Consider the following 24,910-nt stretch of genomic DNA (forward strand, 5'->3'; position numbering starts at 1 on the left):
AACCCGGAGCCATTATTTTTTCTCGTCTTTTACTTCCTCAAACTCGGCATCCACCACTTCTTCCTTTTCCTTGCCGGCCCCGCCGCTGTCGCTTTGGGCGTGCGCGCCCCCGGACGCCCCCGCCTCGGCACCTGCCGCGGCACCGGACCCGGCCTGTTGGGCATAAACCCGCTCGGCCAGTTTGCCGGACACTTCCGCCAGCGCCTGGCTCTTGGCTTCGATGGCGGCCACATCGTCCGCCTTCATGGCCTCCTGCAGGGCGGCAATGGCGTCTTCGATGCTCTGCTTCTCGCCCGCTTCCACCTTGTCGCCCAGTTCCGTCAGGGACTTCTGGGTGGCGTGAATCAGGTTGTCCGCCTGGTTGCGGGCCGAAACCAGCTCGTGGAATTTCTTGTCGTCCGCGGCATGCGCCTCGGCATCGCGCACCATGCGGTTGATTTCCTCCTCGCTAAGACCACTGGAGGCCTTGATGACGATAGACTGCTCCTTGCCCGTGGCTTTGTCTTTGGCGGACACGTTCAAAATGCCGTTGGCATCGATATCAAAAGTCACTTCAATCTGCGGCACACCGCGGGGGGCCGGCGGAATATCAGCCAAGTCGAAACGCCCCAGGGACTTGTTGTCCGCTGCCCGTTCGCGCTCACCCTGCAAGACATGGATGGTAACCGCGGTCTGATTGTCATCCGCAGTGGAAAACACCTGGGTCGCCTTGGTGGGAATGGTGGTGTTGCGCTCGATGAGCTTGGTCATCACCCCGCCCAGCGTTTCTATGCCCAGGGACAGGGGCGTCACGTCCAGCAGCAACACGTCCTTCACTTCACCACCCAGGACCCCGGCCTGAATGGCCGCGCCGATGGCCACGGCTTCGTCCGGATTGACGTCTTTGCGCGGTTCCTTGCCGAAGAAGTCTTTGACCGTCTCCTGCACCTTGGGCATGCGGGTCTGGCCGCCCACCAGAATCACTTCGTCAACATCGGAACCGGACAGACCGGCATCCTTCAGCGCCTTGCGACAGGGTTCCAGGGTGCCGGAAATGAGATCATCCACCAGGGACTCCAATTTGGCCCGGGTGATTTTCATGGTCAGGTGTTTCGGCCCGGTGGCGTCCGCCGTGATATAGGGCAGGTTGATTTCCGTCTGCTGACTGGAGGACAGCTCGATCTTGGCCTTCTCAGCGGCCTCTTTCAGGCGCTGCAGGGCCAGCGGATCGTTGGACAGATCCACGGCATTGTCTTTTTTGAACTCGGCGACGAGATAGTCGATCAGGCGCTTGTCGAAATCCTCACCGCCCAGGAAGGTGTCACCGTTGGTGGACAACACTTCGAACTGGTGCTCGCCGTCCACTTCCGCGATTTCAATGATGGAGATATCGAAGGTGCCACCACCCAGATCGTACACCGCAATTTTCTGATCGCCGCGCTTTTTGTCCAGGCCGTAGGCCAAAGCCGCGGCAGTGGGCTCGTTGATGATGCGCTTGACATCCAGCCCGGCAATGCGGCCGGCATCTTTAGTGGCCTGGCGCTGGGCATCGTTGAAATAAGCCGGGACGGTGATGACGGCTTCCTTGACCTCCTCACCGAGATAGGCCTCGGCATCTTTTTTGAGTTTCATCAGCACCCGGGCAGAGACTTCCGGGGGGGCCATTTTTTTGCCCTTGGCTTCCACCCAGGCGTCTCCATTGTCAGCCGCAACAATCTTGTAGGGCACCATGCCCATGTCGCGCTTGACCACCTCGTCGTCGAACTTGCGCCCGATCAACCGCTTGATGGCAAACAGGGTGTTGGCGGGATTGGTCACGGCCTGGCGTTTGGCGGCCTGGCCCACCAGCACCTCACCGTCATCGGCAAACGCCACCACGGAGGGCGTGGTACGGCCACCCTCGGCGTTTTCGATCACCCGCGGCTTGCCACCTTCCAGGACCGCCACACAAGAGTTGGTGGTGCCCAGATCTATTCCGATAATTTTTCCCATTTCGCGCTCTCTCCGTCGTTAATTCTCAGACTCCCCGCCCGGAATGCGGGGTCGGATCGTGTTCGGTGGGTGAACCGGGCGCCTGCTCACAATGCCCGCCTGCCCCGACTTGACTTCGCTGTGCTAACTGGGGCCCGGCCCCGGTGTTTTCAAGCCTGTTCGTCGATATGCGTGCCCTTGCCGCCACCTTCGTCACCGCCGCCACCGCCGTCACCAGCGGCGCCGCTGGCCACCACCACCAGGGCGGGGCGCACCAGACGGTCATTGAGCAAATAGCCTTTTTGATACACCGTCAGCACGGTGTTGGCCGGCGTGCCGGGGGCATCCTGCATAGACATGGCCTGGTGCCGTTCGGGATTAAACTTCTCCCCCTCGGGGTTCACTTCTTCCACCCCGAATTTGGCCAGCACGCCAGCCAGCATTTTCAATGTCAACTCCACACCCTCGCGCTGCTGGGCGCCTTCATCGGTGTCGGCCAGGGCGGCCAAGGCCAGCTCCAGACTGTCTTTGACGGGCAACAGCTCTTTGACAAACCCCTCCAGGGCGAATTTGTGGGCATTTTCCACATCCCGCTCCGCCCGTTTGCGGGTATTTTCCAGCTCGGCCCGGGCCAGCAGGAGCTGGTTCCAGTATTCATCCGCTTTGGCTTTGGCGTCTTGCAGGGTCAGCAACAACTGCTCATGGCTGAGTTCAGCATCCTCGCCTTCCGCGCCGGCGGCTTCGGCCCGGGGCTCTGCCTGGGCCTGGTGTTCGTCGGATTCAGCCTGATGTTGCTGATCGCCCTTCATTCCCTCTTTTTCCATACACTCCTCACCCACTTTTGTCTGCTGCCTGGCTGTATTGATTAAACAATAGGGGTCAACGGCGGGTATTCAAGGCGGCACCCAATAATTTTGCCGTCACGTCCACAATGGGGATCACCCGGTCATAGGCCATGCGGGTGGGGCCGATCACCCCCAGCACCCCCACGGTGTGTCCTTCGGACTGGTAGGGTGCGGTGACGATGCTGCACCCCCCGAGCGCGTCGTAGCCGGATTCCTGGCCGATGAAAATCTGCACACCCTGGCTGCCCAGACATTGGTCCAGCAGGTGCAGAATGTCCCGCTTTTCGCTGAACGCCTCAAATAACTGCCTCAACACCTGCAAATCGGCCAGCTCAGAAAAACCCATCAGGTTGGTCTGCCCGGCGAGGACGTAGTCCGCCTGATCCTGCTCTTCGCGCAGCGCCTCATCGGCGGCCTCCACGGCCCGTTGCATCAGGGCGCTGGCTTCCTCCTTCGCCTCCCTCATGGCCCGCAACACGGCCTCGCGGGCATCGTGCAGATCACGGCCGGAAAACTCATAGTTGAGGTAATTGGCGGCCTGTTCCAGCTCCGATGCGGTAAAGCGGCGATGGGTGTGAATGATATGATTGCGCACTTCGCTGTCGTTGACCACGAAGATGGCCAGCACCCGGTCGTCGGACAAGGCCAGGAACTCCACATGCCGCAACACAAAGCGCTCGCGCCGCGGCACCATCACCAACCCGGCCATTTGCGTGAGGCCGGACAACATCTGAGACGCGGCTTCCAGCAAATCCGGCAGTGACTCCTGCTCGCCGAGTTGATCCCTGAGGCCCGATATCTCCTCGCCCTGCAGGGGATTGACGATCAGCAGGGAATCCACGAACAGGCGGTAACCCTTGGAGGTGGGGACGCGTCCCGCCGAGGTATGAGGCGCGGTGACCAGGCCCATCTCTTCCAGATCCGCCATGACATTGCGCACGGTGGCCGGGCTGAGTTCAAGACCGGCGTGGCGTGCCAGGGTCCGGGAACCCACCGGTTGCCCATCCCGGATATGGCACTCCACCAGTGTTTTCAGCAAATGTTGTGCGCGCTCGGTGAGTTCCGAACCGCCCATGATGGCACGCCCTCGGTTTACTTGAACATTCACTCGCGCCGTCCCGCCACAGCCGAGGCGGCATTGTCGGGGATGGTTTTGGCTGGCCGCGGTATTAGCACTCCAAAACTGAGAGTGCTAAAGGCGGACCTTAGCAACCTGCCACCGCCGGTGTCAAGAACACCCCGGTTCACGGACTGCGCGGGCCGTGCTAAGTTATCAAAAACACAAGGCGGGACTATGCAGAAGTCGTTTCAAGTCATTGGCCTGATCGGAAAATATGGCGACCCCGGCGTCACCGACACCCTCACAAGTCTGGGCACCTTCCTGCGCGACAGTGGCCGCCACGTGCTGCTGGATGACGACACCTCACGGACCGCACCCACCCAGGGCATGGAAATCGCGGACCGGGCGACGCTGGGACGACGCTGCGATCTGGTGGTGGTCGTGGGTGGCGACGGCACCTTGCTTTCCGCCGTCCGCTCGCTGGCGGATCACGGCATTCCTGTGGTGGGCATTAATCTGGGCCGGCTGGGCTTTCTGGCGGACATCTCCCCGGCCACCATGCTGCACCACATGGGCGAAATTCTCTCAGGCCAGTATGTGAGCGAACAGCGTTTCCTCCTGCACAGCGAAATCGCCCGGTCCGGCGAGCGCCGGGGTGAATACACGGCGTTTAACGACGTGGTCATTCAGAAATGGCACACCCCCAGAATGATAGAATTCGAAACCCACATAGACGGCCGCTTCGTCGACATGCAACGGTCCGACGGCATGATTATCTGCAGCCCCACCGGCTCCACCGCCTACGCCCTGTCGGGTGGCGGGCCCATCCTGTCCCCCGGTCTCAATGCCCTGTCGCTGGTGCCCATCTGTCCCCACACCCTGAGCAACCGGCCCATCGTGGTGGACGGAGACAGCGAAGTCAGCGTGGTCATGCGGGACTGCGGTGACGATCATGCCCAACTCACCTGCGACGGGCAGGCGGTATTCAATCTCAGCCCCGGCGACCAGGTCCGGATTCGCAAAAAGGAAAAACAGATTCGTCTGATCCACCCGCGCAGCTACGACTATTACCAGATTTTGCGGGTGAAACTGGGCTGGGGGTCCAAGCGGGGTTAATATCCCCGCCGCCATCCGCAGTCGGAGCAGTCACCGCCGTGCTGACGCACATCGCGATACGCAACTTCGCCATCATTCATCATCTCGAACTGGATCTCACCGCGGGCATGACGGCCCTCACCGGTGAAACCGGAGCGGGCAAATCCATCCTGGTGGGCGCCCTGGGACTGGCCCTGGGCGAGCGGGCCGATGCCAGCGCGGTAAGGCAGGGCAGCGCACAGGCGGAAGTCAGCGCCGTGTTTCAGATTGATACCCTGCCCCGGGTCCAGGCCTGGTTGACGGAGCGGGGGCTGGACACCGGCGGCGAATGCATCATCCGCCGCACGGTCTCCGCCGGGGGCCGTTCCCGCGCCTACATCAACGCCCGTCCGGTGCCGGTGCAAACCCTGCAGGCGCTGGGCAGCGAGCTGGTGGACAGCCACGGCCAGCACGCTCACCACAGCCTGTTGCGCCGGGAGGTGCAACGGCAACTGCTGGACGGCTATGGAGGGCACGACGCCCTGGTTGCAGAACTCAGCCATTGCTTCCACCGCTGGCGTGAACTGCGCGATCAGCAGGCGGCCCTGCGCACCGAGGCGGAAGACCGCCGGACCCGCCGTGAGCTGCTCCGGTATCAATGTGAGGAACTGGCAGCCCTGGCGCTGCATCCGGACGAGTTGGAGGCACTGGATCGCGAACACCAACGCCTCCGGCATGCCCACCGCCTGCTGGAGTCGGCCCAGGAGGCTGTCGCCGCCCTGTACGAAGATGACGACCGCGCCACCCTCAAGCAGCTGGACCGAATCGCCCGGGATCTCGACCGCCTGACCGGGCTGGATCCCCGCCTCGCTTCCCCCGTGACCCTGCTGCGCGAGGCCGCCATCCAGCTCGAAGAAGCGACGGGGGAGCTGCGCCACTATCTCAGCAGCCTGGAACTGGACCCCAACCGGCTGCAACACGTGGAGGAACGGCTCGACGCTCTCCATGACCTGGCCCGCAAACACCGGGTGGAACCTGCGGAACTGGCCGCCCTGCACACCCGCCTGGGCGAGGAACTGACCCGGATCGAGACGGCGGACGCGCGCCTGGACGAGTTCCACCGCGCCCTGGAGGAAGCCGAAGCCCAATACTTCACCCTCGCGGCACGCCTCAGCAAGAGCCGCCGTACGGCGGCCCGGGCGCTGTCGCGGCAGGTGACGGAAAACATGCAGAAACTGGGGATGCCGGGGGGGCGCTTTGAGGTCACCTTGGAACCGGTGGCAAAGCATGAGCCCCGCGCCACCGGCCAGGAGCAAATCGCCTTTATGGTCAGCACCAATCCGGGTGCCGCGCCCCGGCCCCTGGCCAAAGTGGCCTCGGGGGGCGAGTTGTCGCGCATCAGCCTGGCGATTCAGGTCATCGCCGCACAAAACCTCACCACCCCCACCCTGGTCTTCGACGAGGTGGATGTCGGGATAGGCGGCAGCGTGGCGGAAATCGTCGGCCGGCAACTGCGCGCACTGAGCGCCAGCCGGCAGGTGCTGTGCATCACCCACCTGCCCCAGGTGGCCGCCCAGGCCGGGCACCACCTGCGCGTCAGCAAAACCCGCGAGGGCGGGCAGTCGGTGACCGTCATCGAGGCTTTGAGCGACAGTCAGCGGCGCGAGGAAATCGCCCGCATGCTGGGCGGTGTGAAGATCACCCCCCACACCCGCGCCCATGCCCGCGAAATGCTAAACCAGGCGGTGGAGGAAAAATGACCCGACAAGGCGGCGGACAGCACCAGCCGTGGGCTATTGTTTCTTCTCTTTGCGGCAGGCCTCACACAGGCCGTAAATGTACAGGCTGTGATCAGTCATGGAATAACCGGCTTTGGTTGCAATGTCACGCTGGCGCTGCTCTATCAAGTCATCCACAAACTCATCCACGCGACCGCAGCCGATGCACAAAATGTGATCATGATGCTCGCCCTGATCCAGCTCAAACACCGCGTGCCCCCCTTCAAAATGGTGGCGGGACACCAAACCGGCGGCTTCAAACTGGGTCAGCACCCGGTAGACCGTGGCCAGCCCCACGTCTTCGCCGCTTTCCAGCAGGGCTTTGTAAACGTCCTCGGCCCGCAGATGCGCGTCGCGGTTTTTCTCCAAGATCTCCAGGATTTTGATGCGGGGCAGGGTGGCCTTGAGACCGGCTTTTTTCAGATCCAGGCTTTCCACAAAAATCACCTCTGTCGTATTGGCCAGCTTCCGATACACCGCCGCAACACCTTGACGGAACACGCACTGCCTGGGGTACCATGCGCAGCCTTCACACGCCAACATTATTCACAAAGCCGGGATGCAATGCAAAAGCTTCTCATTTACCTTACTGTTAGCGGGGCAATCGTCCTCACGGCGTGCTCCGCCCACCGCCCGCCCGTGCAACAGGGCAATGTATGGACACCCGAACTGCTCCAAGCGCTGCAGCCGGGCATGACCCGGCGCCAGGTCACGTTTCTGCTGGGCTCACCCACCCTGCAAGACCCCTTTCACCCGGACCGGTGGGACTACGTGTACTGGTTCAAGGAAAAAGGGAAAGAAGCTGAACACCGGCGCCTGAGCTTGTTTTTCAGCGCAGGACAACTGACACGCACCGACCCCCCCCTGCCCCATGCGGACGCTCAACAGTAACGGCACGCCTGCCCGCTAGTCGCTGACCGCGCGGGCGCGTTTTTTTCTCACCTGTTTGGGATCGGCAATCAACGGACGGTACACCTCCACCCGGTCACCGGGCCGCAGCGTTGCGCCCAACTTGGTGAGCTTGCCGAAAATCCCCACTTTGTTGCTGGCAAGATCGATCTCCGGAAAACGCTCCACCAAACCCGCCAGCTCAATCGCCTCCGCCACCGTCGTCTGTGGCGGCACTTTCAGGGGAATGATCACTTGCTGGTCGGGCCGGGCATAGGCCACTTCCACATTCATCAAGCCGGTCTCAGCCATAGACATCCGCCGCCCGCGCACAAAATGAATCCACCAGGGTGTTGGCGATTTGGGTGAACATGGGACCCAGGGCCAGACTCAGCAGCTTGTTGGCGAATTCAAATTCAAGATCCAAAGACACTTTGCAACCCTGGCCGCCCAGGCTCTGAAAGCGCCAAAACCCTTCCAAATGTCTGAACGGGCCCTCTACCAGACGCATTTCGATCATTTTGTCTTTCTGCAGACGGTTCAGGGTGGTAAAGGACTTCTCCATCCCCCCTTTGGCCAGTTCCAGCCGGGCCTGCACTTCGTCCTCATCGCGGCGCAGCACCTGGGCACCCGTACACCAGGGCAGAAAACGGGGATAGGCCTCCACATCATTCACCAGGTCGAACATCTGCGCCGGAGAATAGGGCACCAGGGCATTGCGATTGATCGTCGTCATACTGTTTGAATCTCAAGCCTTGCCGATCACACCGATGGCACTCAAAAACACGACCACCACCGCCACGGGCGTGACGAAACGCACCAGGAACCACCACAGCCTGTACCCGGTTTCATTGACGATGGCCAACTCGTCACGCACGTCCGCCTGCTTCATCACCCAGGCGGCGAACAAAGCGATGAACAAGCCGCCGGCGGGCAGCATGATGTTGGCGGTCAGGTAATCAAGCAGATCGAAAAAAGTCTTGCCGAACAACTTGTATCCGGCCCAAAGATTGAACGACAGCACCGTGCCGATACCCAGCAGCCAAGTGGCCACACCCGCCCACAAGCAGGCGGTCAGGCGGCGCATGCCCCGGTATTCCACCAGCCACGCCACCGCCGGCTCGATCAGCGAAATCGACGAGGTCCAGGCGGCAAACACCACCAGCACAAAAAACAGCATGCCGAAAACCACCCCGCCCGGCATCTGGCCGAAGGCCACCGGCAAAGAGACAAACAGCAGGCCTGGCCCCGATGCCGGCGCCATGCCGTTGGCAAACACAATGGGGAAAATCGCCATACCGGCCATCAGGGCGACCACGGTGTCGGCGCCGGCGATAAGAAACGAGGTTTTGGCGATGGAGGCCCGACCGGGCAGATAAGAGCCATAGATCATGATGGCCCCCATACCCAGGCTCAAGGTAAAGAAGGCGTGCCCCATAGCGATGAGAACGCCATCCTGGGACAGTTTGCTGAAGTCCGGGCGGAACAGGAATTCGAGCCCCCGCGTGAAGCTGCCGGTGCTCATGGCATAACCCACCAGCAGCAGCAGCAACACGAACAACGCCGGCATGAGAAAGCGCACGGCTTTTTCCAGACCGCCCCGCACGCCCCTGGCCACCACCACCATGGTCATGACCATAAAAATGGTGTGCCAGGCCAGGAGGCGCTCCGGCGATGCCAGAAACTCGTTGAAAATGGCGCCCACCTGCTCGGCACCGGCACCGTTGAACACCCCCGCCCCCGCACGCACCACGTAGGCCAGGCCCCACCCGGCGATCACGCTGTAGTAGGACAATATCAGGAACCCGGCGAGTACGCCGGACCAGCCCAGCCACTGCCAACGGGAACTCTTGCCCGCCTCCAGGGCCAACGAACGCATGGTATGGATGGGACTCTGCCGGCCCCGGCGGCCGATCATCACTTCCGCGATCATGATGGGAATCCCCACCACGGCCACGCACACCAGATACACCAGCACAAAGGCACCACCGCCGTTTTCGCCGGTGATATAAGGGAATTTCCAGATGTTTCCCAGCCCCACCGCGGACCCGGTGGCGGCCAGCACAAACACCCAGCGCGACGACCACTCGCCGTGAACACTTGTGTGCGGACGCGTCATGCAGACTCCTTAAAAGTAATGATTATTATTGATTACTCCTGCCCTCGCCGGGCTATTGTCCGGAAATCGTCCCCCGGGCTCAACTCGCACCTGATCTTGCAGGACATACCCACGCGCAACACCAGGAACACAAAGAGCCTTTTGGCACCCTCACATAAGGGATGGCACAAGCACGTTTTCTTTCCACGCCCTCCGTGCCCCAGGCGGCTAAAAAACGTCGGGTTCTCAGCGTCCTTCGCGGTCAGGAAACCTTTTTCGGGAATTTGGGTATAATCGCCCCCCCATGGCCCGACGCCCGAAAAAGAAAACCGCAGCACCCGGCAGCACCATCGCCCTCAACAAAAAAGCGCGCCACGACTATTCCATCGAGGACCGCTTCGATGCCGGACTGGTGCTGGAAGGCTGGGAAGTCAAAAGCCTGCGCGCGGGGCGGGTCAATCTGGCGGAAAGCTACGTCATCGTCAAAAACGGCGAAGCCTGGCTGCTGGGCTGTCTCATCACCCCGCTGCCCACCGCCTCCACCCACATCCACCCCGACGCCCGCCGCACCCGCAAGCTACTGCTGCACCGTCAGGAGCTGGACAAGCTGACCGGCGCCGTGGAACGCAAAGGCTACACCCTGGTCGCCCTGGCCCTCTATTGGAAAAAAGGCCGGGCGAAGCTGGAAATCGGCTTGGCGAAAGGCAAAAAACTCCACGATAAAAGGGCCGCCGAAAAAGAACGCGAGTGGCAGCGGGAAAAGCAACGCCTGCTCAAGCTGCGCTGACGCGGCGGCGCTCTCAGCCGAAAGGCAGTTTGCCGCCGCCCGGCACGCCACCGGCGCCCCCCAGGGCCCCCACACCGCCCCCCGCGTCGGGCAAAACAATGGAAGAGGACGCCTCGCGGCGCAACTCCTTGAGTTCTTCCACTGCCTTGTCCACCGCGACCTTGGCCGCCTCGCCGTACGCCGCCACGGCCTCTTCCAGGGACGCTGCCGGGATTTCGAACGACAGGGGCAAGGCCCCCATGGGGGTCAGAATCTGCGCCTGCCCGACAAACACGGCCTGACGGCCGGCATCGTCGCTGCCATCCCGGCGCACCGGGTGCAGACAGCGGATAGAGCCCACCTTGCGGTCGGTGTAAAGCTCCTCCCGGTACAGATCGGTGGCATTCATGCTCATATCGGCTGATCTGTCATCGGCGGTCATGGCGTTACGTTCCTCATCATGGTTCACACAAAGCAATGCAGGCCCCAAGCTTACCCGATTTCGCCGGCTCATGGGGCACGTGGCCACAGGGAACTTCGCCCGCGAATATGTTAATCTTCCGCGCATTCTGCTCACAGGAAAGCACTTCACTCATGCGCGAGCGCACTATTGCGTTTGTCGGCGGCGGCAACATGGCGCGCAGCCTCATCGGTGGCCTGATCAAAGACGGCTGCCGGGCAGAGCGGCTGTGGGTCTCCGACCCGGACCCCGCCAAGCTGGACCGCTACGCCCGCCACTACACCGTCCACACCAGCGCAGACAACAAAACGCCGGTCGAACACGCCGATGTGGTGGTGCTGGCGGTGAAACCCCAGGTTCTGAAGACAGTGGCACAAGACCTGGCTGCCGCCGTTGCCGCCCGCAAGCCGCTGGTCATCAGCATCGCCGCCGGTATCCGCGAGAGCGACCTGCGCCGCTGGCTGGGCGAGGGCATCGCCATCGTCCGCACCATGCCCAACACCCCCGCCCTGGTGGGCAGCGGCGCCAGCGCCCTGTACGCCAATGCCTATGTTGATGCGGAGCAGCGGGATCTGGCCGAATCCATACTGCGGGCGGCGGGCGTGACCCTGTGGGTGGACGACGAGGCACAGATGGACACCGTCACCGCCCTGTCGGGTAGCGGTCCGGCCTATTTCTTCCTGGTCATGGAGGCGCTGGAGCAGGCCGCCGTCAGGCACGGGCTGCCCCCGGCAAGCGCACACCTGCTCACCCTGCAAACCGCTTACGGCGCCGCGAAAATGGCGCTGGAGAGCCCGGAAGAACTGGGTGCCCTGCGCCGCCGGGTCACCTCCCCGGGAGGCACCACGGAGCGGGCGATTCAGGTCCTGCAAGACAGCAAACTGGAAGCATTGTTCGAGCGCGCCCTGGCGGCGGCGGAACAACGCTCCAAAGAACTGGCGACCCTGTTTGGAGAAAATTGATGGACAACACGTATTTCGCCCACTCGGCGGTCTTGCTCATTCACACGTTCTTCGGTCTGTACATTCTGGCCGTCATGCTCCGCTTCCTGTTTCAATGGCTGCGGGCGGACTTCTACAACCCGGTATCCCAGTTCCTGGTCAAGATCACCAACCCGCCCCTGAAACCACTGCGGCGCATTATTCCCGGCTGGGGCGGCATCGACCTGGCCTCGGTGGTACTGATGCTGACGCTGCAACTGATCGAGGTCTACCTGGTCACCCTGGCCATGGGTGTGCGCGGCAGCGCCGGCGCGCTGTTCTTCACCTCCCTGGCGGACCTGCTCAACCTGTTTTTCAACGTATTTCTGTTCGGCGTGTTGCTGCGCGTCATCCTGAGCTGGGTGGCCCCGCAGACCTACAATCCCGTGACCACTCTGCTTCACACGCTGACAGAACCGGTACTGGCCCCGGCCCGGCGCGTCATCCCCCCCATCTCGGGCGTCGACCTCTCCCCGGTGCTCACACTGCTGGTGTTACAACTGGCAAAGATACTGGTGGTGGCGCCCATTGCCGATCTGGGACGCGTCACGGGCTGAGCACATGGCCGACGCGCCCTACCGCTGGCAGGGCGACACCCTCATCCTCAATCTGCAGGTCCAGCCCCGGGCCAGCCGCAACGAGTTTGCCGGCGTTCACGGAACACGCCTGCGCCTGCGCCTGACGGCGCCGCCGGTGGACGGGGCGGCCAACGCGGCCCTGCTGCGTTTTTTGGCCGGGACCTTCGGTGTGGCGAAATCCAAGGTCAGCCTCCTCAAAGGCACAGCGGGGCGCGCCAAGCAAGTGAGCATTGCCGCGCCGCGCAAACTCCCCCCCTTCATTTCACCCCCGTGACGGCCCCGTGCCACCCACCCCTGCCACGCTGCACCTAAAGCCCATAGGGGCGCGACCGATAATCCCCATGGGTTCCACTGCCCACCAGAAGGTCTGGGAGAGACAAAGGTATGCATGCACCGGTGGATAACACGGCGAAAGAACAGGACCATTTCAGGGAGCAAATGCGCGCCTATGATCGATGGAAGGCGGAAATTTCGCACGCCATCGAAAGCTACCAGCAATGGCTGAGCGACCACCGCATGGGCACGCCGGAAGTGGAACTGCGCATTCACGATGCCCTGGCGGGTCTGCGCAGCGACCGGCTCACCGTGGCCTTCGTGGCCGAGTTTTCCCGCGGCAAAACCGAACTCATCAACGCGATTTTCTTCGCCGACTATCAACGCCGGCTGCTGCCGTCGGAGGCCGGGCGCACAACCATGTGTCCCACCGAGCTGTTCTACGATCAGGCCGCCGACCAGGCCTACATCCGCCTGCTGCCCATTGAAACCCGCCTGGAAGAGCTGAGTCTGGCGGAACTCAAAGCCGACACCAACCGCTGGACCGACGTGCCGTTGGACACCAGCGCCCCGGACCAGATGGCCGAAGCTCTGAGAGAAGTGGTCAAAGTCAAACGGGTGGCCCTGGACGAAGCCAAGCGCCTGGGCCTGTACAGCGAAGAACTCCACGGCCGCGTCGAGGAAGGCGCGAAACCGCCCAGCCACGTGGACATCCCCATGTGGCGCCATGCCCTGATCAGCTTCCCCCATCCCCTGCTCAAACAGGGCTTGTCCATCCTGGACACGCCGGGCCTGAACGCCCTGGGCACGGAGCCGGAACTGACCCTGAGCATGCTCCCCAACGCCCACGCGGTATTGTTCATTCTCGCCGCCGACACCGGTGTGACCCGCAGCGATCTGGACATGTGGCAATACCACATCAAATCCTACCGTTTGAACGGCCACACCAAAGGACTGGTCGCCGCGCTGAACAAAATTGACACCCTGTGGGACGAAATGAAAAACGCCCAGGAAGTCGAAACCTCGGTACAAACCCAGTGCGAAGAAACCGCCCGTCTGCTCAATATCGACACCACCAGCGTTTTTCCCCTGTCGGCGCAAAAGGCCCTGGTGGCCAAGATCCGCCGGGACCAGGATCTTTTGGGCCGCAGCCGTCTGTTAGAACTGGAAAACTACCTCGCCGACGAAGTGCTGCCCGCCAAAATGGAAATCGTCCGCGAAACCCTGGTGGGCGGCATCGAGCAGCTCCTGGACAGCTCGCGCAAAATGGTGGAACAACGCCTGGCCAGCGCCCGGGAACAACTGGATGAACTACGTTCACTGACGGGCCGCAATTCCGACGTCGTCACCACCATGATGCGCAAGACCCGCGAACGCCAGGCCGCCTTCAACAAAAACATGGAAAGCTTCCAGGCCAGCCGCCGCATCATGGCGCAGCACTCCAAGGCCATGATCGAGGCCTTGAGTATCAAGGCCGTGGACCAGTTGGTGGCGCGGACCCGCAAAGAAATGGAAGGCAGCTGGACCACCGCCGGCATGAAAAAAGGCATGAAAACCTTTTTCGACGGCGCCCGCGATGCCATGCAAACCGTCGCCACCCAGGCGGAACAGACACAAAACGTGGCGCAGGCCATTTACCGGAAATTCCACGAAGAACACGGCTTGTCCATGGCCAAATTCAAACCTTTTTCCACCAAACAGTTCCGCATGGAACTGGAGCGTTTGTATGAAGAGGCGGAAGCTTTCCGCAACAGCCCGCTGACCACCATGACAGAACAGCATTTTGTGGTGAAGAAATTTTTCATCTCCCTGGTCAGCCACGTACGTCACCTGTTCATGAAGGCCAACAAGGAGGCTGACGGCTGGCTCAAGGCCATCATGGTGCCCCTGGTGCGGCAGGTAAGTGAAAACAAACAGCTGCTGGACCAGCACCTTGAAACGCTGTGCAAGATCAATGAATCCCGCGACTCGCTGGACGCAAAGCTGCGGGAGCTGGAAAAACGGGTGGCGCTGCTGGACCGGGAAGCCAAAAACCTGGCCCGCATCGACCAGCAACTGCACACCCCCCTGGCTGCCAACGACAGCAACGGCGGCACCGAAGACGGCCAAAGCGCCTCCGCCGCGGCCGTGTGACCCCCCACCGACGTGCCCGCCATGACAGCGCGGGCCGGGCACAGTATCATACCCCCGCTCAAAAAACCTGCGCCCCACAGGGGCCCGGCCCAGACGCCGGCCGCGGACGAATAAGGAATATTTCAACGAGGATCCACATCCAATGCCGAATTCACGTTTATTCACCTCCGAATCCGTGTCGGAGGGTCATCCCGACAAAGTCGCCGACCAACTCTCTGATGCCATTCTCGATGCCATTCTGAGCCAGGACCCCATGGCCCGGGTGGCCTGCGAAACCGTGGTCAAAACCGGCATGGTGCTCATCGCCGGTGAAATCACCACCGAGGCCTGGGTGGACGCCGAGGACATCGTCCGCAAAACCGTCAACGACATCGGCTACACCAGTTCGGACATGGGCTTTGACGGCGATTCCTGCGCCGTGCTCACCGCCATCGGCAAGCAATCGGGCGACATCGCCGCCGGGGTGGACGAAAGCGAGGAACACGAGCAGGGCGCCGGCGACCAGGGCATGATGTTTGGCTACGCCAGCAATGAAACCGACGTGCTCATGCCCGCCGCCATCACCTATGCCCACCGCCTGGTGAAGCGCCAGTCGGAACTGCGCCGCAACGGCGTCATGCCCTGGCTGCGCCCGGATGCCAAAAGCCAGGTCACCATCCGCTACGAGGACGACCAGCCCGTGGCCGTGGACGCGGTGGTGCTGTCCACCCAGCACAGCCCGGACATCAGCCACCGGGACCTGACCGAGGCGGTGATCGAGGAAATCATCCGCCCGGTACTGCCGGCGGAATGGATCAGCGCCAACACCAAGTTCTTTGTCAACCCCACGGGCCGTTTCGTCATCGGCGGGCCAGTGGGGGATTGCGGCCTGACCGGGCGCAAAATCATCGTCGACACCTACGGCGGCATGGCCCGCCACGGCGGCGGCTGCTTTTCCGGCAAGGACCCCACCAAAGTGGACCGCTCCGCCGCCTATGCCGGCCGCTACGTGGCCAAGAACCTGGTGGCCGCCGGCATTGCTGACCGCCTGGAAATCCAGGTGTCCTACGCTATCGGTGTGGCCGAACCCACCTCCGTCATGGTGGACACCTTCGGCACCGGCCGCATCTCCGATGCCCGCATCATCGAGCTCATCCGCGAGCATTTCGACCTGCGCCCACGCGGCCTGATCGCCATGCTGGACCTGCGCCGGCCCATCTACACCCCCACTGCCGCCTACGGCCACTTCGGCCGCGAAGACGGCGACTTCCCCTGGGAAAACACCGACAAGGCGGACGTGCTGCGAGACGCGGCGGGATTGTAATTCTTTGGCCGCGGGGGCCCGGAAAACGCGGCGTGTTGAGGGGGAAGTGGCATATAAGTTCCCCGCTTTGAAAAAGGGGGCGTAAAGAGATGCTGCTCCGGCCGATATAGTCTTCGCGCCCTCGTGGTTATTAACTTGGCAATCAAACAGGTCGTCCTGACCTGTTTGATCGTCACCCGCGACATTAACCCGACAATTTTAATTGCGGGGTTATTAGTACGCCCTAAAGGTCTATAATTACCGGCCGTCCGACACGATGCGGCAACGCACATGAAATAGAATTCTGGCTATCGCCATCGCCCTTGAGGAGCGCTGCAGCGGGAAGGAAGGCCCGTCAGGCTCAAGGTTCCGGTGGCCACATGGTTCAACGGCGCTCAGTATTGATAGCGGAGTCATCAATATGAACGCAATTCCCGAATCCACCCGAGACTACAACATCGCCGACATGGGCCTGGCCGACTGGGGCCGCAAGGAAATCAGGATCGCGGAAACGGAAATGCCCGGCCTGATGGCCGTGCGCGCCAAATCCCGCGATGAGAAACCGCTCAAGGGCGCCCGCATCGCCGGCAGTTTGCACATGACCATCCAGACCGCCGTACTCATCGAAAGCCTGCGGGAACTGGGCGCCGAGGTGCGCTGGGCCTCGTGCAACATCTTCTCCACCCAGGACCACGCCGCCGCCGCCATCGCCGCCACCGGCGTGCCGGTATACGCCTACAAGGGCGAAAGCCTGGAAGAGTACTGGCAGTACACCCACAAAATCATGGAATGGGCCGACGGCGGCACCCCCAATATGATTCTGGACGATGGCGGCGACGCCACGCTGCTGGTCATTCTCGGTGCCAGGGCGGAGCAGGATCCCAGCGTGCTGGACCAGCCCACCAGCGAAGAAGAGCAGGTGCTGTTCGCCGCCATCAAACAACGCCTGCAGGAACAGCCGGGCTGGTATTCCAACGTCAAAAAGAACATCCGCGGCGTAACCGAGGAAACCACCACCGGCGTGCATCGCCTGTATCAGATGCAGGCCAAGGGCGAGCTGCCCTTCCCCGCCATCAACGTCAACGACTCGGTGACCAAATCCAAGTTCGACAATTTGTACGGCTGCCGCGAATCCCTGGTGGACGGCATCAAACGCGCCACCGATGTGATGGTGGCCGGCAAAATCGCCGTGGTGCTGGGCTATGGCGACGTGGGCAAGGGCTGCGCCCAATCCCTGCGCGGCCTGGGTGCCACGGTGTGGGTGACGGAAGTGGATCCCATCTGCGCCCTGCAGGCGGCCATGGAGGGCTACCGCGTGGTGGACATGAACGAGGCGGCCGCGCTGGCGGACATCTTTGTCACCGCCACCGGCAACTATCACGTCATCACCCACGACCACATGGCCGCCATGAAAGACCAGGCCATCGTCTGCAACATTGGCCATTTCGATAACGAGATCGACGTGGCCAGCGTGGAAAAATACGAGTGGGAAAACATCAAGCCCCAGGTGGACCACATCATCTTCCCCGACGGCAAGCGCATCATCCTGCTGGCCGAAGGCCGGCTGGTGAATCTGGGCTGCGCCACCGGTCACCCCAGCTTCGTCATGTCCAACTCCTTCACCAACCAGGTGCTGGCGCAGATGGAGCTGTGGCAAAACCCGGAGCGGTACCAAAACGAAGTGTATGTGCTGCCGAAGAAACTGGACGAAGAAGTGGCCCGCCTGCACCTGGCCAAGATTGGCGCCCGCCTGACCGAGCTGAGCAAGGAACAAGCGGACTACATCGGCGTGCCGGTGGAAGGGCCGTACAAACCTGACCACTATCGCTATTGATCGCGGCAGGCCGGCAAACTGCCCACGCGACTGTTCCCTCTCCCCCGGGAGAGGGAACTAAAAGCGACGGGACCGCGGCGCGAGTCACGGCCCCGTCGCCCCCTCCACAGCGGTGGCACAGCATGAAATCCCAAGCGCCCTATCCCAAATCCTACAGCTTCGAGTTTTTCCCGCCCAAAACCGAGACAGGCCGGGAGAAACTGCGCCAGACCTACCAACAACTGGGCACCCTCAAGCCCTGCTACGTGTCCGTCACCTACGGCGCCGGCGGCTCCACCCGGGAACGCACTTTTCAAGCCGTCTCGGATATCAAGGAGGGCGGCCTGCCGGTCGCGCCCCACTTGTCTTGCGTGGGCGCCACCCGGCAGACCCTTCGCGAGATATTGAATCACTACAAGTCGCAAAACATCCGCCATATCATCGCCTTGCGCGGCGACCTGCCTTCAGGCAGCCATCAAGTGGGCGAACTGCGTTACGCCAATGAACTGGTGTCGTTCATCCGCGAGGAAAGCGGCGATCATTTCTTTGTCGAAGTGGCCGCCTACCCTGAGTTTCACCCCCAGGCCCCCAGCGCCGAAGCGGATTTGAAAAACTTCAAACGCAAAGTGGACGCCGGCGCGGACGCGGCCATCACCCAGTACTTCTACAATCCTGACGCCTACTTCCGCTTTGTGGAAAGCTGCGAAAAAATGGGTCTGGAACTGCCTGTCACCCCGGGCATCATGCCCATCACCAACTACCAACAGCTGGCGCGCTTCTCCGATGCCTGCGGCGCGGAAATCCCCCGCTGGCTGCGCTGGCGTTTGCAGGACTACGGTGACGACATCCAATCCCTGCGCGCCTTCGGACTGGATGTGACCACCAAGCTCTGCGCCGACTTGCTGGAAGGCGGCGCGCCGGGTTTGCATTTCTACACCATGAACCAGGCCGGGCCCACCATGGCCATTTGGGAACGCCTGGGTTTAAAATCCAGCCCGACGAAGTGATTTTTTCCACCACGGGGGAGACGGAGAACACCGGGTATACTCGGGTATATTTTGTCAGAACGGACTGAAGCCAAGGCACAGACCTGCTGCCTTCTGTTTTTCCTTAACGTTCCCCAAACACACTCTCCGTGCCCACCGTATCCATGTGTTGCTTCACCTTATTCAAGTCCCCCTGAGGGGGATCAGGGGGTTCAAGTTCCAATGGGCGCCAACACCCAAATCACCCAACGCGATCTCGCCGTCGTCTGGCACCCCTGCACCCAGATGAAAGACCACGAGCGCCTGCCCCTCATCCCCATCCGCCGCGGTCAGGGCGTGTGGCTGGAAGACTTCGACGGCAAGCGCTATCTGGACGCCATCAGCTCCTGGTGGGTCAATCTGTTTGGTCACGCCAACCCCCGCATCAACGCTGCTTTGAAAACGCAGTTGGAAACGCTGGAACACGTGCTGCTGGCAGGCTTCACCCACGAACCGGTGATCGAGCTGTCAGAGCGCCTCACGGCCATTACGCCACCAGGCCTGACACACTGCTTTTACGCCGACAATGGCTCGGCGGCAGTGGAAGTGGCCCTGAAAATGAGTTTCCACTACTGGCGCAACAAAGGCGCGCGCGAAAAGACCAAGTTCATCACCTTAAGTAACAGCTACCACGGCGAAACCCTGGGCGCTCTGGCCGTGGGCGATGTCAGCCTGTACAAACAAACCTATCAACCACTGCTGATGAAAACCCTCACCGTGCCCTCTCCCGATTGCTACCACCGGGAACCGGGAGTGAGCTGGGAAGCGCACAGCCGCGCCATGTTTGCCCACATGGAAGCGGCACTGGAACAACATGCCGACGAAGTCTGCGCCGTCATCATCGAACCCCTGGTGCAATGCGCCGGCGGGATGCGCATGTACCACCCGGTATACCTGTCTTTGCTACGCCAGGCCTGCGACCGCCATGGCGTGCATCTGATCGCCGACGAAATCGCCGTGGGCTTCGGCCGCACCGGCACCTTGTTCGCCTGTGAACAAGGTGCTGTCACGCCGGACTTCATGTGCCTTTCAAAAGGCCTCACGGCAGGCTACTTGCCGCTATCGGTGGTACTCACCACAGACGATATTTACCAGGCCTTTTACGACGACTACGAAAAACTCAGCGCCTTTTTGCACTCCCACAGCTACACCGGCAACGCGCTGGCCTGTCGCGCCGCGCTGGCGACCCTGGATATCTTCGCCCAAGAGCACCCGCTGGAGCGCAACAAATTGCTCAGTGAAGCCATGGCCCGGGCCACGGTCCATTTCCTTGAGCATCCCCACGTGGCCGAGGTACGGCAGACCGGCATGGTCCTGGCGGTGGAACTGGTGAAAAACAAAGCCGACCGCACCCCCTACCCCTGGAAAGAACGCCGCGGTTTGCGGGTGTATGAACACGGCCTCGAGCGCGGCGTGTTGCTGCGCCCGCTGGGAAACGTGGTGTATTTCATGCCGCCATACGTCATCACGCCGGACGAGATTCAGCTCATGGCCGACGTGGCCTGGCAGGGCATTCTAAAAGCAACCCGCAACTGAGCATGCGTGTTCCCCGCATCCATCACCATGGCGATCTGGCCACCGGGGCACGGGTGGCGCTGAGCGCGGCCGCGTCGCGTCATTTGACCCGGGTGCTGCGCCTCGGGGCCGGTACCCCCATTGTCCTGTTCAACGGCCGGGGCGGCGAGTTCGACGCCGTGCTCTGCAAGGTGGGCAGAAAACGCGCCGAGGCCGACATCGGCCCCTTCCACCCCATCGAACGCGAAGCCCCCCTGCCCCTCCGGCTCGTTCAGGGCATCTCCCGCGGTGAACGCATGGACTATACCGTACAAAAAGCGGTGGAGCTGGGGGTCGACCGCATCACCCCGGTGTTCACCGCCCGCAGCACCGTGCAACTCAGCGGCGAGCGCCTGGGCAAGCGGCTGGCTCATTGGCAACAAGTGGCTGTCAGCGCCTGCGAACAGTGCGGCCGCAACCGCGTGCCGGATGTGGATTTGCCGCTGACGCTAGCCGAACTGCTGCGGGCGCCGCCAACGGGGCGGCGTTGGGTTTTGGACCCGCAAGCGACCAAAGGCCTGTCGCAACTGGAAAACGGCGGCGGGCCGGTCACCCTGCTTGTCGGCCCCGAGGGTGGACTCAGCGGTGAGGAAATCGCTGCGGCGCGGGAAGCCGGTTTCACCGGGCTGCGCCTGGGCCCGCGCATTCTGCGCACAGAAACCGCCGCCGTCGCAGCCCTGGCGGCCCTGCTCGCACGCTGGGGTGATTTCGCCTGAGCGCAGCGGTCAACAGCCGCCCGCGCACCAGACCGCTGCGCCATTGCACCAGGCGATGGCGGTCCGGCAGGCAAAACTTGCTATTATTCACGCACGGCACAGCGCGTTTCCAACTCTCTTTTAACAAAACAAGGGGACTGGGAAGCTGAACCGTTGTTCAGTCACAAGATCGCGCCAGCGGGCGCCGAGGAGCATGCGAACCATGTCTGTGGAACACCTACACGCCGTTCCCCATCTGACCACGGCCCAAAGCGGCCCCCTGATGCACATCGAACGGCATCTGCTGAACCGCCAGGCGGCCATAGAAAACTGGTTTCGCCGCCACTGGCTGGAAACCCCCGCGCCTTTTTACAGCTCCGTGGATTTGCGCAACGCCGGCTTCAAACTGGCGCCAGTGGACACCAATCTGTTCCCCGCCGGTTTCAACAACCTGAATCCGGATTTCCTGCCCCTGTGCATCCAGGCAGCCCAAACCGCGGTGGAGCGGCATTGTCCCGTGGCGGCCAAAATCCTGATCGTGCCGGAAAGCCACACCCGCAACCTGTTTTACCTGGAAAGCCTGGCCACCCTGCAAGACATTCTGCGCAAGGCCGGTTTCGACACCCGCATCGGATCACTCATTGAAGACCTCGCCGGCCCCGCCGACATCGAACTCCGCTCCGGCCGCAGCCTGCGCCTGGAACCACTGGTGCGACGCGGCAACCGTCTGGGACTGGAAGACTTCAGCCCCTGCGCCGTGCTGCTCAATCACGATCTCTCCGGCGGCTGCCCGCCGCTGTTGCAAAACCTCGATCAAACCGTGCTGCCACCGATCGCCCTGGGCTGGTCACAGCGTCTGAAATCACAACACTTCAGCCACTACCGCACCGTGGCGCGGGAACTGGCCGAACTGGTGGGCATCGACCCCTGGCTGATCGACCCCCTCTTTTTGCAATGCGGCGAAATCAACTTCGCCAAACGTGAAGGCGAGGAATGCCTGGTCACCAATGTCAAAAACCTGCTGGGCGCCATCCAGCGCAAATACGACGAATACAGGATTGACAAAACACCCTTCGTCATCGTCAAGGCCGATGCGGGCACCTATGGCATGGGCGTGATGACGGTACACTCCGAACAGGAGGTGCGCGAACTCAACCGCAAACAACGCACCCGCATGGCGGCCAGCAAAGGCGGCCAGGCGGTAAGCAAAGTCATCATGCAAGAAGGCGTGTACACATTTGAGACCTGGGGCGACAAACAAGCCGTGGCCGAACCCGTGGTATACCTGATGGACCACTTCGTGGTCGGCGGTTTCTACCGCATCCACACCAACCGCGGCCCCAACGAAAACCTCAACGCCCCCGGCATGAAATTCGAACCCCTGGCCTTCGCCGTGCCCTGCAACAATCCCGACCCCAAACGGGCGCCGGATGCACAGCCGAACCGGTTTTATGCCTATGGTGTTATTGCGCGCCTGGCTTTGTTGGCAGCAGCAAGAGAAATGGCAGAATTGGTTTGACGTGGGATGCGCTGCGCCCACCCAAGCGAACCACGCCCAAGCAAGCCCCCCTCGCACTTAGGGAAGGGGCCTGACAGCTTGTTGAAAAACTCTGTTTTTTGACAAACTGTGTGCGGTGTAAGGATGCACCGTCATGTTCAATGACAATCAGTCATTGAACGTGTAAGACAGCCGCAAACCGCAGTTTGCAGCTGCCGGCCTTGCAAAAGGCCGGGAACACTTTTTTCAACATCCTGCTCAAGGAAAGGGAACAAAATCACTTCTTCAGCGCCACCTTGGAAAACATCGTCAATAAACAGGACCCCCCAATGCCCCCACGCCTAGGCGTCATCATGGACCCCATCGGTGCCATCAAACCCGCGAAAGACAGCACCCTCGCCATGCTCCTGGCCGCACAAAAACGCGGCTGGGAAGTGTGGTACATGGAACAAGGTGACCTGATGTTACGCAATGGAACACCCCACGCCTGGATGCGCAGCCTCACCGTGCACGACGATCCTGACAACTGGTACGAATTCCACGCCCACCTCACCCGGCCACTTTCCGAACTGGACGTCATCCTCATGCGCAAGGACCCCCCCTTCGACATGGAATACGTCTACACCACGCAGATACTGGAACTGGCGGAGGCCGCCGGCGTGCTGGTGGTCAACAAACCCCAAAGCCTGCGCGACTGCAACGAAAAACTCTACGCCGCCTGGTTTCCCCAGTGCACCCCGCCCACGGTGGTCAGCCGCAGTCTGGAGACCCTGCGCGAGTTTTTGCGGGAACACAACGACATCATCCTGAAACCCCTGGAAGGCATGGGCGGCCAGTCCATTTTCCGCCTGCATAACAGCGACCACAACATCAACGTGGTAATGGAAATGCTCACCCACGGTGGCAACCGCTACATCATGGCACAGCGCTACCTGCCCGAAATCCGGGCCGGCGACAAACGCATTCTCATGATCGACGGTGAACCCGTCCCCCACGCCCTGGCCCGCATCCCCGCGCCTGGGGAGACCCGCGGCAACCTGGCCGCGGGCGGTACCGCCAAAGGCGTCCCTTTGAGCGAACGGGACCGCTGGATCACTGCCGAGGTCGGCCCCGCCTTGCGCGACAAAGGCCTGCTGTTCGTCGGGCTGGACATCATCGGCGACCACCTCACCGAAATCAACGTCACCAGCCCCACCTGCATCCGCGAACTGGATGCGCTGTACGGCCTGGACATCGCCGGACAATTGATGGACACCATCGCAGCCAAACTGCCGCGGGAAGCGCTCCATCCCCCCTTTGAAAAAGGGGACAAGGAAAAATGACCAAATCATCAATCAACACGCCTTGAACCAAAGCAGCTCCCCGCAATCTGACGAATTGACTTTCTCACCACAGCGTCAACCAAAAGGAGCCGGACATGACCCGAAAAGCCTACGCCATTCCCTTCACACTGCTTTGCGCCCTGGCACTCAGCGCCCCCGCCTATGCCGGGCAAGACACCAAACCCCATCGCGGCAATATGGACAAAGGCATGATGGGAATGGGCAAAGCCCACCCCGCCCCCCATCACAGTGTCAGCCACGGCAAAAAGAAATCCCACCTGTTCACCCCTCATTGGTCCAAGACCTTGAGCGACGAACAAAAGCTCGCCGTCGATAAAATGCACTTGGTCCTGGCCCGCGACATGGCCGTACTCAAAGCCCAAAAAGAACTGCTGCAAAAAGAACTCAACGTCCTCACCGCCATGGACAATGCGGACAAAAACGCCATTTACGCCAAGATCGATACACTGATGACCATCAACGCCAAAATCATGCGCCACCGCTATGATCACATATTGGAAATGCGGGATATCCTCACACCGGAACAGCGGATTTCTTATGACATGGGAATTCTAAAGCGCAGTGGTGCAAAGTGACTTCGATACCGCCGCATAACAGCGGGTAGTCAGCGTTGCGGGGCGCATTGCAGCGCCCCGCAGCCCACCCAGATCTTCAACCGACAGCACCACCCGATGGCTCATCAAATGCCGTAATTAAAGGGGTCTGACCCCTTTTTACCCTTTTAAAGGGGTCTGACCCCTTTTTACCCTTTTTACCTTTTTCTCCTGAAGCAGGATATTATTGAGACTTACATAAATGACTGACACTTTTTCTTATT

24 protein-coding genes and 1 riboswitch are annotated in these 24,910 nt (G+C 61.5%); of the genes, 16 read left to right on the plus strand and 8 right to left on the minus strand.

Annotated features, from left to right (window positions below; all coding sequences use genetic code 11):
- Window positions 1-12 precede the first annotated feature (12 nt).
- The 3 genes from dnaK to hrcA all read right to left on the minus strand — a co-directional run bounded on the left by dnaK (window position 13) and on the right by hrcA (window position 3,870).
- A complete protein-coding gene (gene dnaK / locus ENJ19_07245; GenBank protein ID HHM05523.1) occupies window positions 13-1,971 on the minus strand; it encodes a molecular chaperone DnaK in 1,959 nt (652 codons plus the stop codon).
- Window positions 1,972-2,120: 149 nt separating this feature from the next.
- Window positions 2,121-2,759 carry a nucleotide exchange factor GrpE gene (gene grpE / locus ENJ19_07250; protein HHM05524.1) on the minus strand — a complete coding sequence of 213 codons (639 nt, stop codon included), beginning with the start codon at window positions 2,757-2,759 and terminating at the stop codon, window positions 2,121-2,123.
- 70 nt (window positions 2,760-2,829) lie between these two features.
- Window positions 2,830-3,870, minus strand: a complete 1,041-nt coding sequence (gene hrcA, locus ENJ19_07255; GenBank protein ID HHM05525.1) for a heat-inducible transcriptional repressor HrcA — start codon at window positions 3,868-3,870, stop codon at window positions 2,830-2,832.
- Window positions 3,871-4,089: 219 nt separating this feature from the next.
- Between hrcA and ENJ19_07260 the strand changes: the two genes are divergently transcribed.
- On the plus strand, window positions 4,090-4,971 hold the full coding sequence (locus ENJ19_07260; GenBank protein HHM05526.1) for an NAD(+) kinase: 882 nt from the start codon (window positions 4,090-4,092) through the stop codon (window positions 4,969-4,971).
- Window positions 4,972-5,009: 38 nt separating this feature from the next.
- On the plus strand, window positions 5,010-6,689 hold the full coding sequence (gene recN / locus ENJ19_07265; GenBank protein ID HHM05527.1) for a DNA repair protein RecN: 1,680 nt from the start codon (window positions 5,010-5,012) through the stop codon (window positions 6,687-6,689).
- 33 nt (window positions 6,690-6,722) lie between these two features.
- Here recN and fur read toward each other — a convergent pair whose 3' ends face one another.
- Window positions 6,723-7,250 carry a ferric iron uptake transcriptional regulator gene (gene fur, locus ENJ19_07270; protein HHM05528.1) on the minus strand — a complete coding sequence of 176 codons (528 nt, stop codon included), beginning with the start codon at window positions 7,248-7,250 and terminating at the stop codon, window positions 6,723-6,725.
- On the opposite strand from fur, the gene ENJ19_07275 reads away from it, so the two are divergent.
- Window positions 7,053-7,598: an outer membrane protein assembly factor BamE gene (locus tag ENJ19_07275; protein ID HHM05529.1), complete on the plus strand. Its 546-nt coding sequence runs from the start codon at window positions 7,053-7,055 to the stop codon at window positions 7,596-7,598. The genes fur and ENJ19_07275 overlap by 198 nt on opposite strands.
- Window positions 7,599-7,613: 15 nt before the next feature.
- Here ENJ19_07275 and ENJ19_07280 read toward each other — a convergent pair whose 3' ends face one another.
- The 3 genes from ENJ19_07280 to ENJ19_07290 are packed head-to-tail and all read right to left on the minus strand — an operon-like array spanning window position 7,614 to window position 9,714.
- A complete protein-coding gene (locus ENJ19_07280) occupies window positions 7,614-7,907 on the minus strand; it encodes an RnfH family protein (protein ID HHM05530.1) in 294 nt (97 codons plus the stop codon).
- Window positions 7,900-8,331 carry a type II toxin-antitoxin system RatA family toxin gene (locus ENJ19_07285; GenBank protein HHM05531.1) on the minus strand — a complete coding sequence of 144 codons (432 nt, stop codon included), beginning with the start codon at window positions 8,329-8,331 and terminating at the stop codon, window positions 7,900-7,902. Before ENJ19_07285 ends, ENJ19_07280 begins: the two co-directional genes overlap by 8 nt.
- Before the next feature lie 12 nt (window positions 8,332-8,343).
- Window positions 8,344-9,714, minus strand: a complete 1,371-nt coding sequence (locus tag ENJ19_07290; GenBank protein HHM05532.1) for a sodium-dependent transporter — start codon at window positions 9,712-9,714, stop codon at window positions 8,344-8,346.
- Window positions 9,715-9,997: 283 nt separating this feature from the next.
- Here ENJ19_07290 and smpB point away from each other — a divergent pair, with 283 nt between their 5' ends.
- The gene (smpB, locus tag ENJ19_07295) at window positions 9,998-10,480 is read left to right on the plus strand and encodes an SsrA-binding protein SmpB (protein ID HHM05533.1); all 483 of its coding nucleotides are present in this window, start codon (window positions 9,998-10,000) and stop codon (window positions 10,478-10,480) included.
- A 13-nt stretch (window positions 10,481-10,493) separates the two neighbouring features.
- Here the strand turns inward: smpB and ENJ19_07300 are convergent, their stop codons facing one another.
- Window positions 10,494-10,901 (minus strand): hypothetical protein, encoded by a 408-nt coding sequence (locus tag ENJ19_07300; GenBank protein HHM05534.1) that lies wholly within the window; start codon window positions 10,899-10,901, stop codon window positions 10,494-10,496.
- Between the two features lie 152 nt (window positions 10,902-11,053).
- On the opposite strand from ENJ19_07300, the gene ENJ19_07305 reads away from it, so the two are divergent.
- The 12 genes from ENJ19_07305 to ENJ19_07360 all read left to right on the plus strand — a co-directional run bounded on the left by ENJ19_07305 (window position 11,054) and on the right by ENJ19_07360 (window position 24,668).
- Window positions 11,054-11,881 carry a pyrroline-5-carboxylate reductase gene (locus ENJ19_07305; GenBank protein ID HHM05535.1) on the plus strand — a complete coding sequence of 276 codons (828 nt, stop codon included), beginning with the start codon at window positions 11,054-11,056 and terminating at the stop codon, window positions 11,879-11,881.
- On the plus strand, window positions 11,881-12,456 hold the full coding sequence (locus tag ENJ19_07310; GenBank protein HHM05536.1) for a YggT family protein: 576 nt from the start codon (window positions 11,881-11,883) through the stop codon (window positions 12,454-12,456). Before ENJ19_07305 ends, ENJ19_07310 begins: the two co-directional genes overlap by 1 nt.
- 4 nt (window positions 12,457-12,460) lie before the next feature.
- A complete protein-coding gene (locus ENJ19_07315) occupies window positions 12,461-12,751 on the plus strand; it encodes a YggU family protein (protein HHM05537.1) in 291 nt (96 codons plus the stop codon).
- A gap of 110 nt (window positions 12,752-12,861) precedes the next feature.
- Window positions 12,862-14,883 carry a hypothetical protein gene (locus tag ENJ19_07320; protein ID HHM05538.1) on the plus strand — a complete coding sequence of 674 codons (2,022 nt, stop codon included), beginning with the start codon at window positions 12,862-12,864 and terminating at the stop codon, window positions 14,881-14,883.
- Between the two features lie 142 nt (window positions 14,884-15,025).
- The gene (locus ENJ19_07325; protein HHM05539.1) at window positions 15,026-16,186 is read left to right on the plus strand and encodes a methionine adenosyltransferase; all 1,161 of its coding nucleotides are present in this window, start codon (window positions 15,026-15,028) and stop codon (window positions 16,184-16,186) included.
- Between the two features lie 298 nt (window positions 16,187-16,484).
- Window positions 16,485-16,569, plus strand: a riboswitch (S-adenosyl-L-homocysteine riboswitch).
- 17 nt (window positions 16,570-16,586) lie between these two features.
- Window positions 16,587-17,999 (plus strand): adenosylhomocysteinase, encoded by a 1,413-nt coding sequence (locus ENJ19_07330; GenBank protein ID HHM05540.1) that lies wholly within the window; start codon window positions 16,587-16,589, stop codon window positions 17,997-17,999.
- Between the two features lie 122 nt (window positions 18,000-18,121).
- Window positions 18,122-18,985 carry a methylenetetrahydrofolate reductase [NAD(P)H] gene (gene metF, locus ENJ19_07335; protein HHM05541.1) on the plus strand — a complete coding sequence of 288 codons (864 nt, stop codon included), beginning with the start codon at window positions 18,122-18,124 and terminating at the stop codon, window positions 18,983-18,985.
- Window positions 18,986-19,186: 201 nt separating this feature from the next.
- The gene (locus tag ENJ19_07340; protein ID HHM05542.1) at window positions 19,187-20,539 is read left to right on the plus strand and encodes an adenosylmethionine--8-amino-7-oxononanoate transaminase; all 1,353 of its coding nucleotides are present in this window, start codon (window positions 19,187-19,189) and stop codon (window positions 20,537-20,539) included.
- A gap of 2 nt (window positions 20,540-20,541) precedes the next feature.
- A complete protein-coding gene (locus tag ENJ19_07345; GenBank protein HHM05543.1) occupies window positions 20,542-21,273 on the plus strand; it encodes a 16S rRNA (uracil(1498)-N(3))-methyltransferase in 732 nt (243 codons plus the stop codon).
- A 202-nt stretch (window positions 21,274-21,475) separates the two neighbouring features.
- Window positions 21,476-22,771, plus strand: a complete 1,296-nt coding sequence (gene gshA / locus ENJ19_07350; protein HHM05544.1) for a glutamate--cysteine ligase — start codon at window positions 21,476-21,478, stop codon at window positions 22,769-22,771.
- Window positions 22,772-23,079: 308 nt separating this feature from the next.
- Entirely contained in the window at window positions 23,080-24,072 is a 993-nt protein-coding gene (locus tag ENJ19_07355) for a glutathione synthase (GenBank protein HHM05545.1), read from the plus strand.
- Window positions 24,073-24,167: 95 nt separating this feature from the next.
- Window positions 24,168-24,668 carry a periplasmic heavy metal sensor gene (locus tag ENJ19_07360; GenBank protein HHM05546.1) on the plus strand — a complete coding sequence of 167 codons (501 nt, stop codon included), beginning with the start codon at window positions 24,168-24,170 and terminating at the stop codon, window positions 24,666-24,668.
- Window positions 24,669-24,910 lie beyond the last annotated feature (242 nt).

The sequence above is a fragment of the Gammaproteobacteria bacterium genome, from assembly GCA_011375345.1.
Taxonomy (GTDB): Bacteria; Pseudomonadota; Gammaproteobacteria; order DRLM01; family DRLM01; genus DRLM01.

Excerpts from the sequence above, each read along its gene's own strand:
- dnaK (HHM05523.1), bottom strand. The coding sequence starts at position 1,971 with ATGGGAAAAATTATCGGAATAGATCTGGGCACCACCAACTCTTGTGTG.
- grpE (HHM05524.1), bottom strand. The coding sequence starts at position 2,759 with ATGAAGGGCGATCAGCAACATCAGGCTGAATCCGACGAACACCAGGCC.
- hrcA (HHM05525.1), bottom strand. The coding sequence starts at position 3,870 with ATGGGCGGTTCGGAACTCACCGAGCGCGCACAACATTTGCTGAAAACA.
- ENJ19_07260 (HHM05526.1), top strand. The coding sequence starts at position 4,090 with ATGCAGAAGTCGTTTCAAGTCATTGGCCTGATCGGAAAATATGGCGAC.
- ENJ19_07275 (HHM05529.1), top strand. The coding sequence starts at position 7,053 with ATGCGCGTCGCGGTTTTTCTCCAAGATCTCCAGGATTTTGATGCGGGG.
- fur (HHM05528.1), bottom strand. The coding sequence starts at position 7,250 with ATGTTGGCGTGTGAAGGCTGCGCATGGTACCCCAGGCAGTGCGTGTTC.
- ENJ19_07280 (HHM05530.1), bottom strand. The coding sequence starts at position 7,907 with ATGGCTGAGACCGGCTTGATGAATGTGGAAGTGGCCTATGCCCGGCCC.
- ENJ19_07285 (HHM05531.1), bottom strand. The coding sequence starts at position 8,331 with ATGACGACGATCAATCGCAATGCCCTGGTGCCCTATTCTCCGGCGCAG.
- ENJ19_07290 (HHM05532.1), bottom strand. The coding sequence starts at position 9,714 with ATGACGCGTCCGCACACAAGTGTTCACGGCGAGTGGTCGTCGCGCTGG.
- smpB (HHM05533.1), top strand. The coding sequence starts at position 9,998 with ATGGCCCGACGCCCGAAAAAGAAAACCGCAGCACCCGGCAGCACCATC.
- ENJ19_07300 (HHM05534.1), bottom strand. The coding sequence starts at position 10,901 with ATGACCGCCGATGACAGATCAGCCGATATGAGCATGAATGCCACCGAT.
- ENJ19_07305 (HHM05535.1), top strand. The coding sequence starts at position 11,054 with ATGCGCGAGCGCACTATTGCGTTTGTCGGCGGCGGCAACATGGCGCGC.
- ENJ19_07310 (HHM05536.1), top strand. The coding sequence starts at position 11,881 with ATGGACAACACGTATTTCGCCCACTCGGCGGTCTTGCTCATTCACACG.
- ENJ19_07315 (HHM05537.1), top strand. The coding sequence starts at position 12,461 with ATGGCCGACGCGCCCTACCGCTGGCAGGGCGACACCCTCATCCTCAAT.
- ENJ19_07320 (HHM05538.1), top strand. The coding sequence starts at position 12,862 with ATGCATGCACCGGTGGATAACACGGCGAAAGAACAGGACCATTTCAGG.
- ENJ19_07325 (HHM05539.1), top strand. The coding sequence starts at position 15,026 with ATGCCGAATTCACGTTTATTCACCTCCGAATCCGTGTCGGAGGGTCAT.
- ENJ19_07330 (HHM05540.1), top strand. The coding sequence starts at position 16,587 with ATGAACGCAATTCCCGAATCCACCCGAGACTACAACATCGCCGACATG.
- metF (HHM05541.1), top strand. The coding sequence starts at position 18,122 with ATGAAATCCCAAGCGCCCTATCCCAAATCCTACAGCTTCGAGTTTTTC.
- ENJ19_07340 (HHM05542.1), top strand. The coding sequence starts at position 19,187 with ATGGGCGCCAACACCCAAATCACCCAACGCGATCTCGCCGTCGTCTGG.
- ENJ19_07345 (HHM05543.1), top strand. The coding sequence starts at position 20,542 with ATGCGTGTTCCCCGCATCCATCACCATGGCGATCTGGCCACCGGGGCA.
- gshA (HHM05544.1), top strand. The coding sequence starts at position 21,476 with ATGTCTGTGGAACACCTACACGCCGTTCCCCATCTGACCACGGCCCAA.
- ENJ19_07355 (HHM05545.1), top strand. The coding sequence starts at position 23,080 with ATGCCCCCACGCCTAGGCGTCATCATGGACCCCATCGGTGCCATCAAA.
- ENJ19_07360 (HHM05546.1), top strand. The coding sequence starts at position 24,168 with ATGACCCGAAAAGCCTACGCCATTCCCTTCACACTGCTTTGCGCCCTG.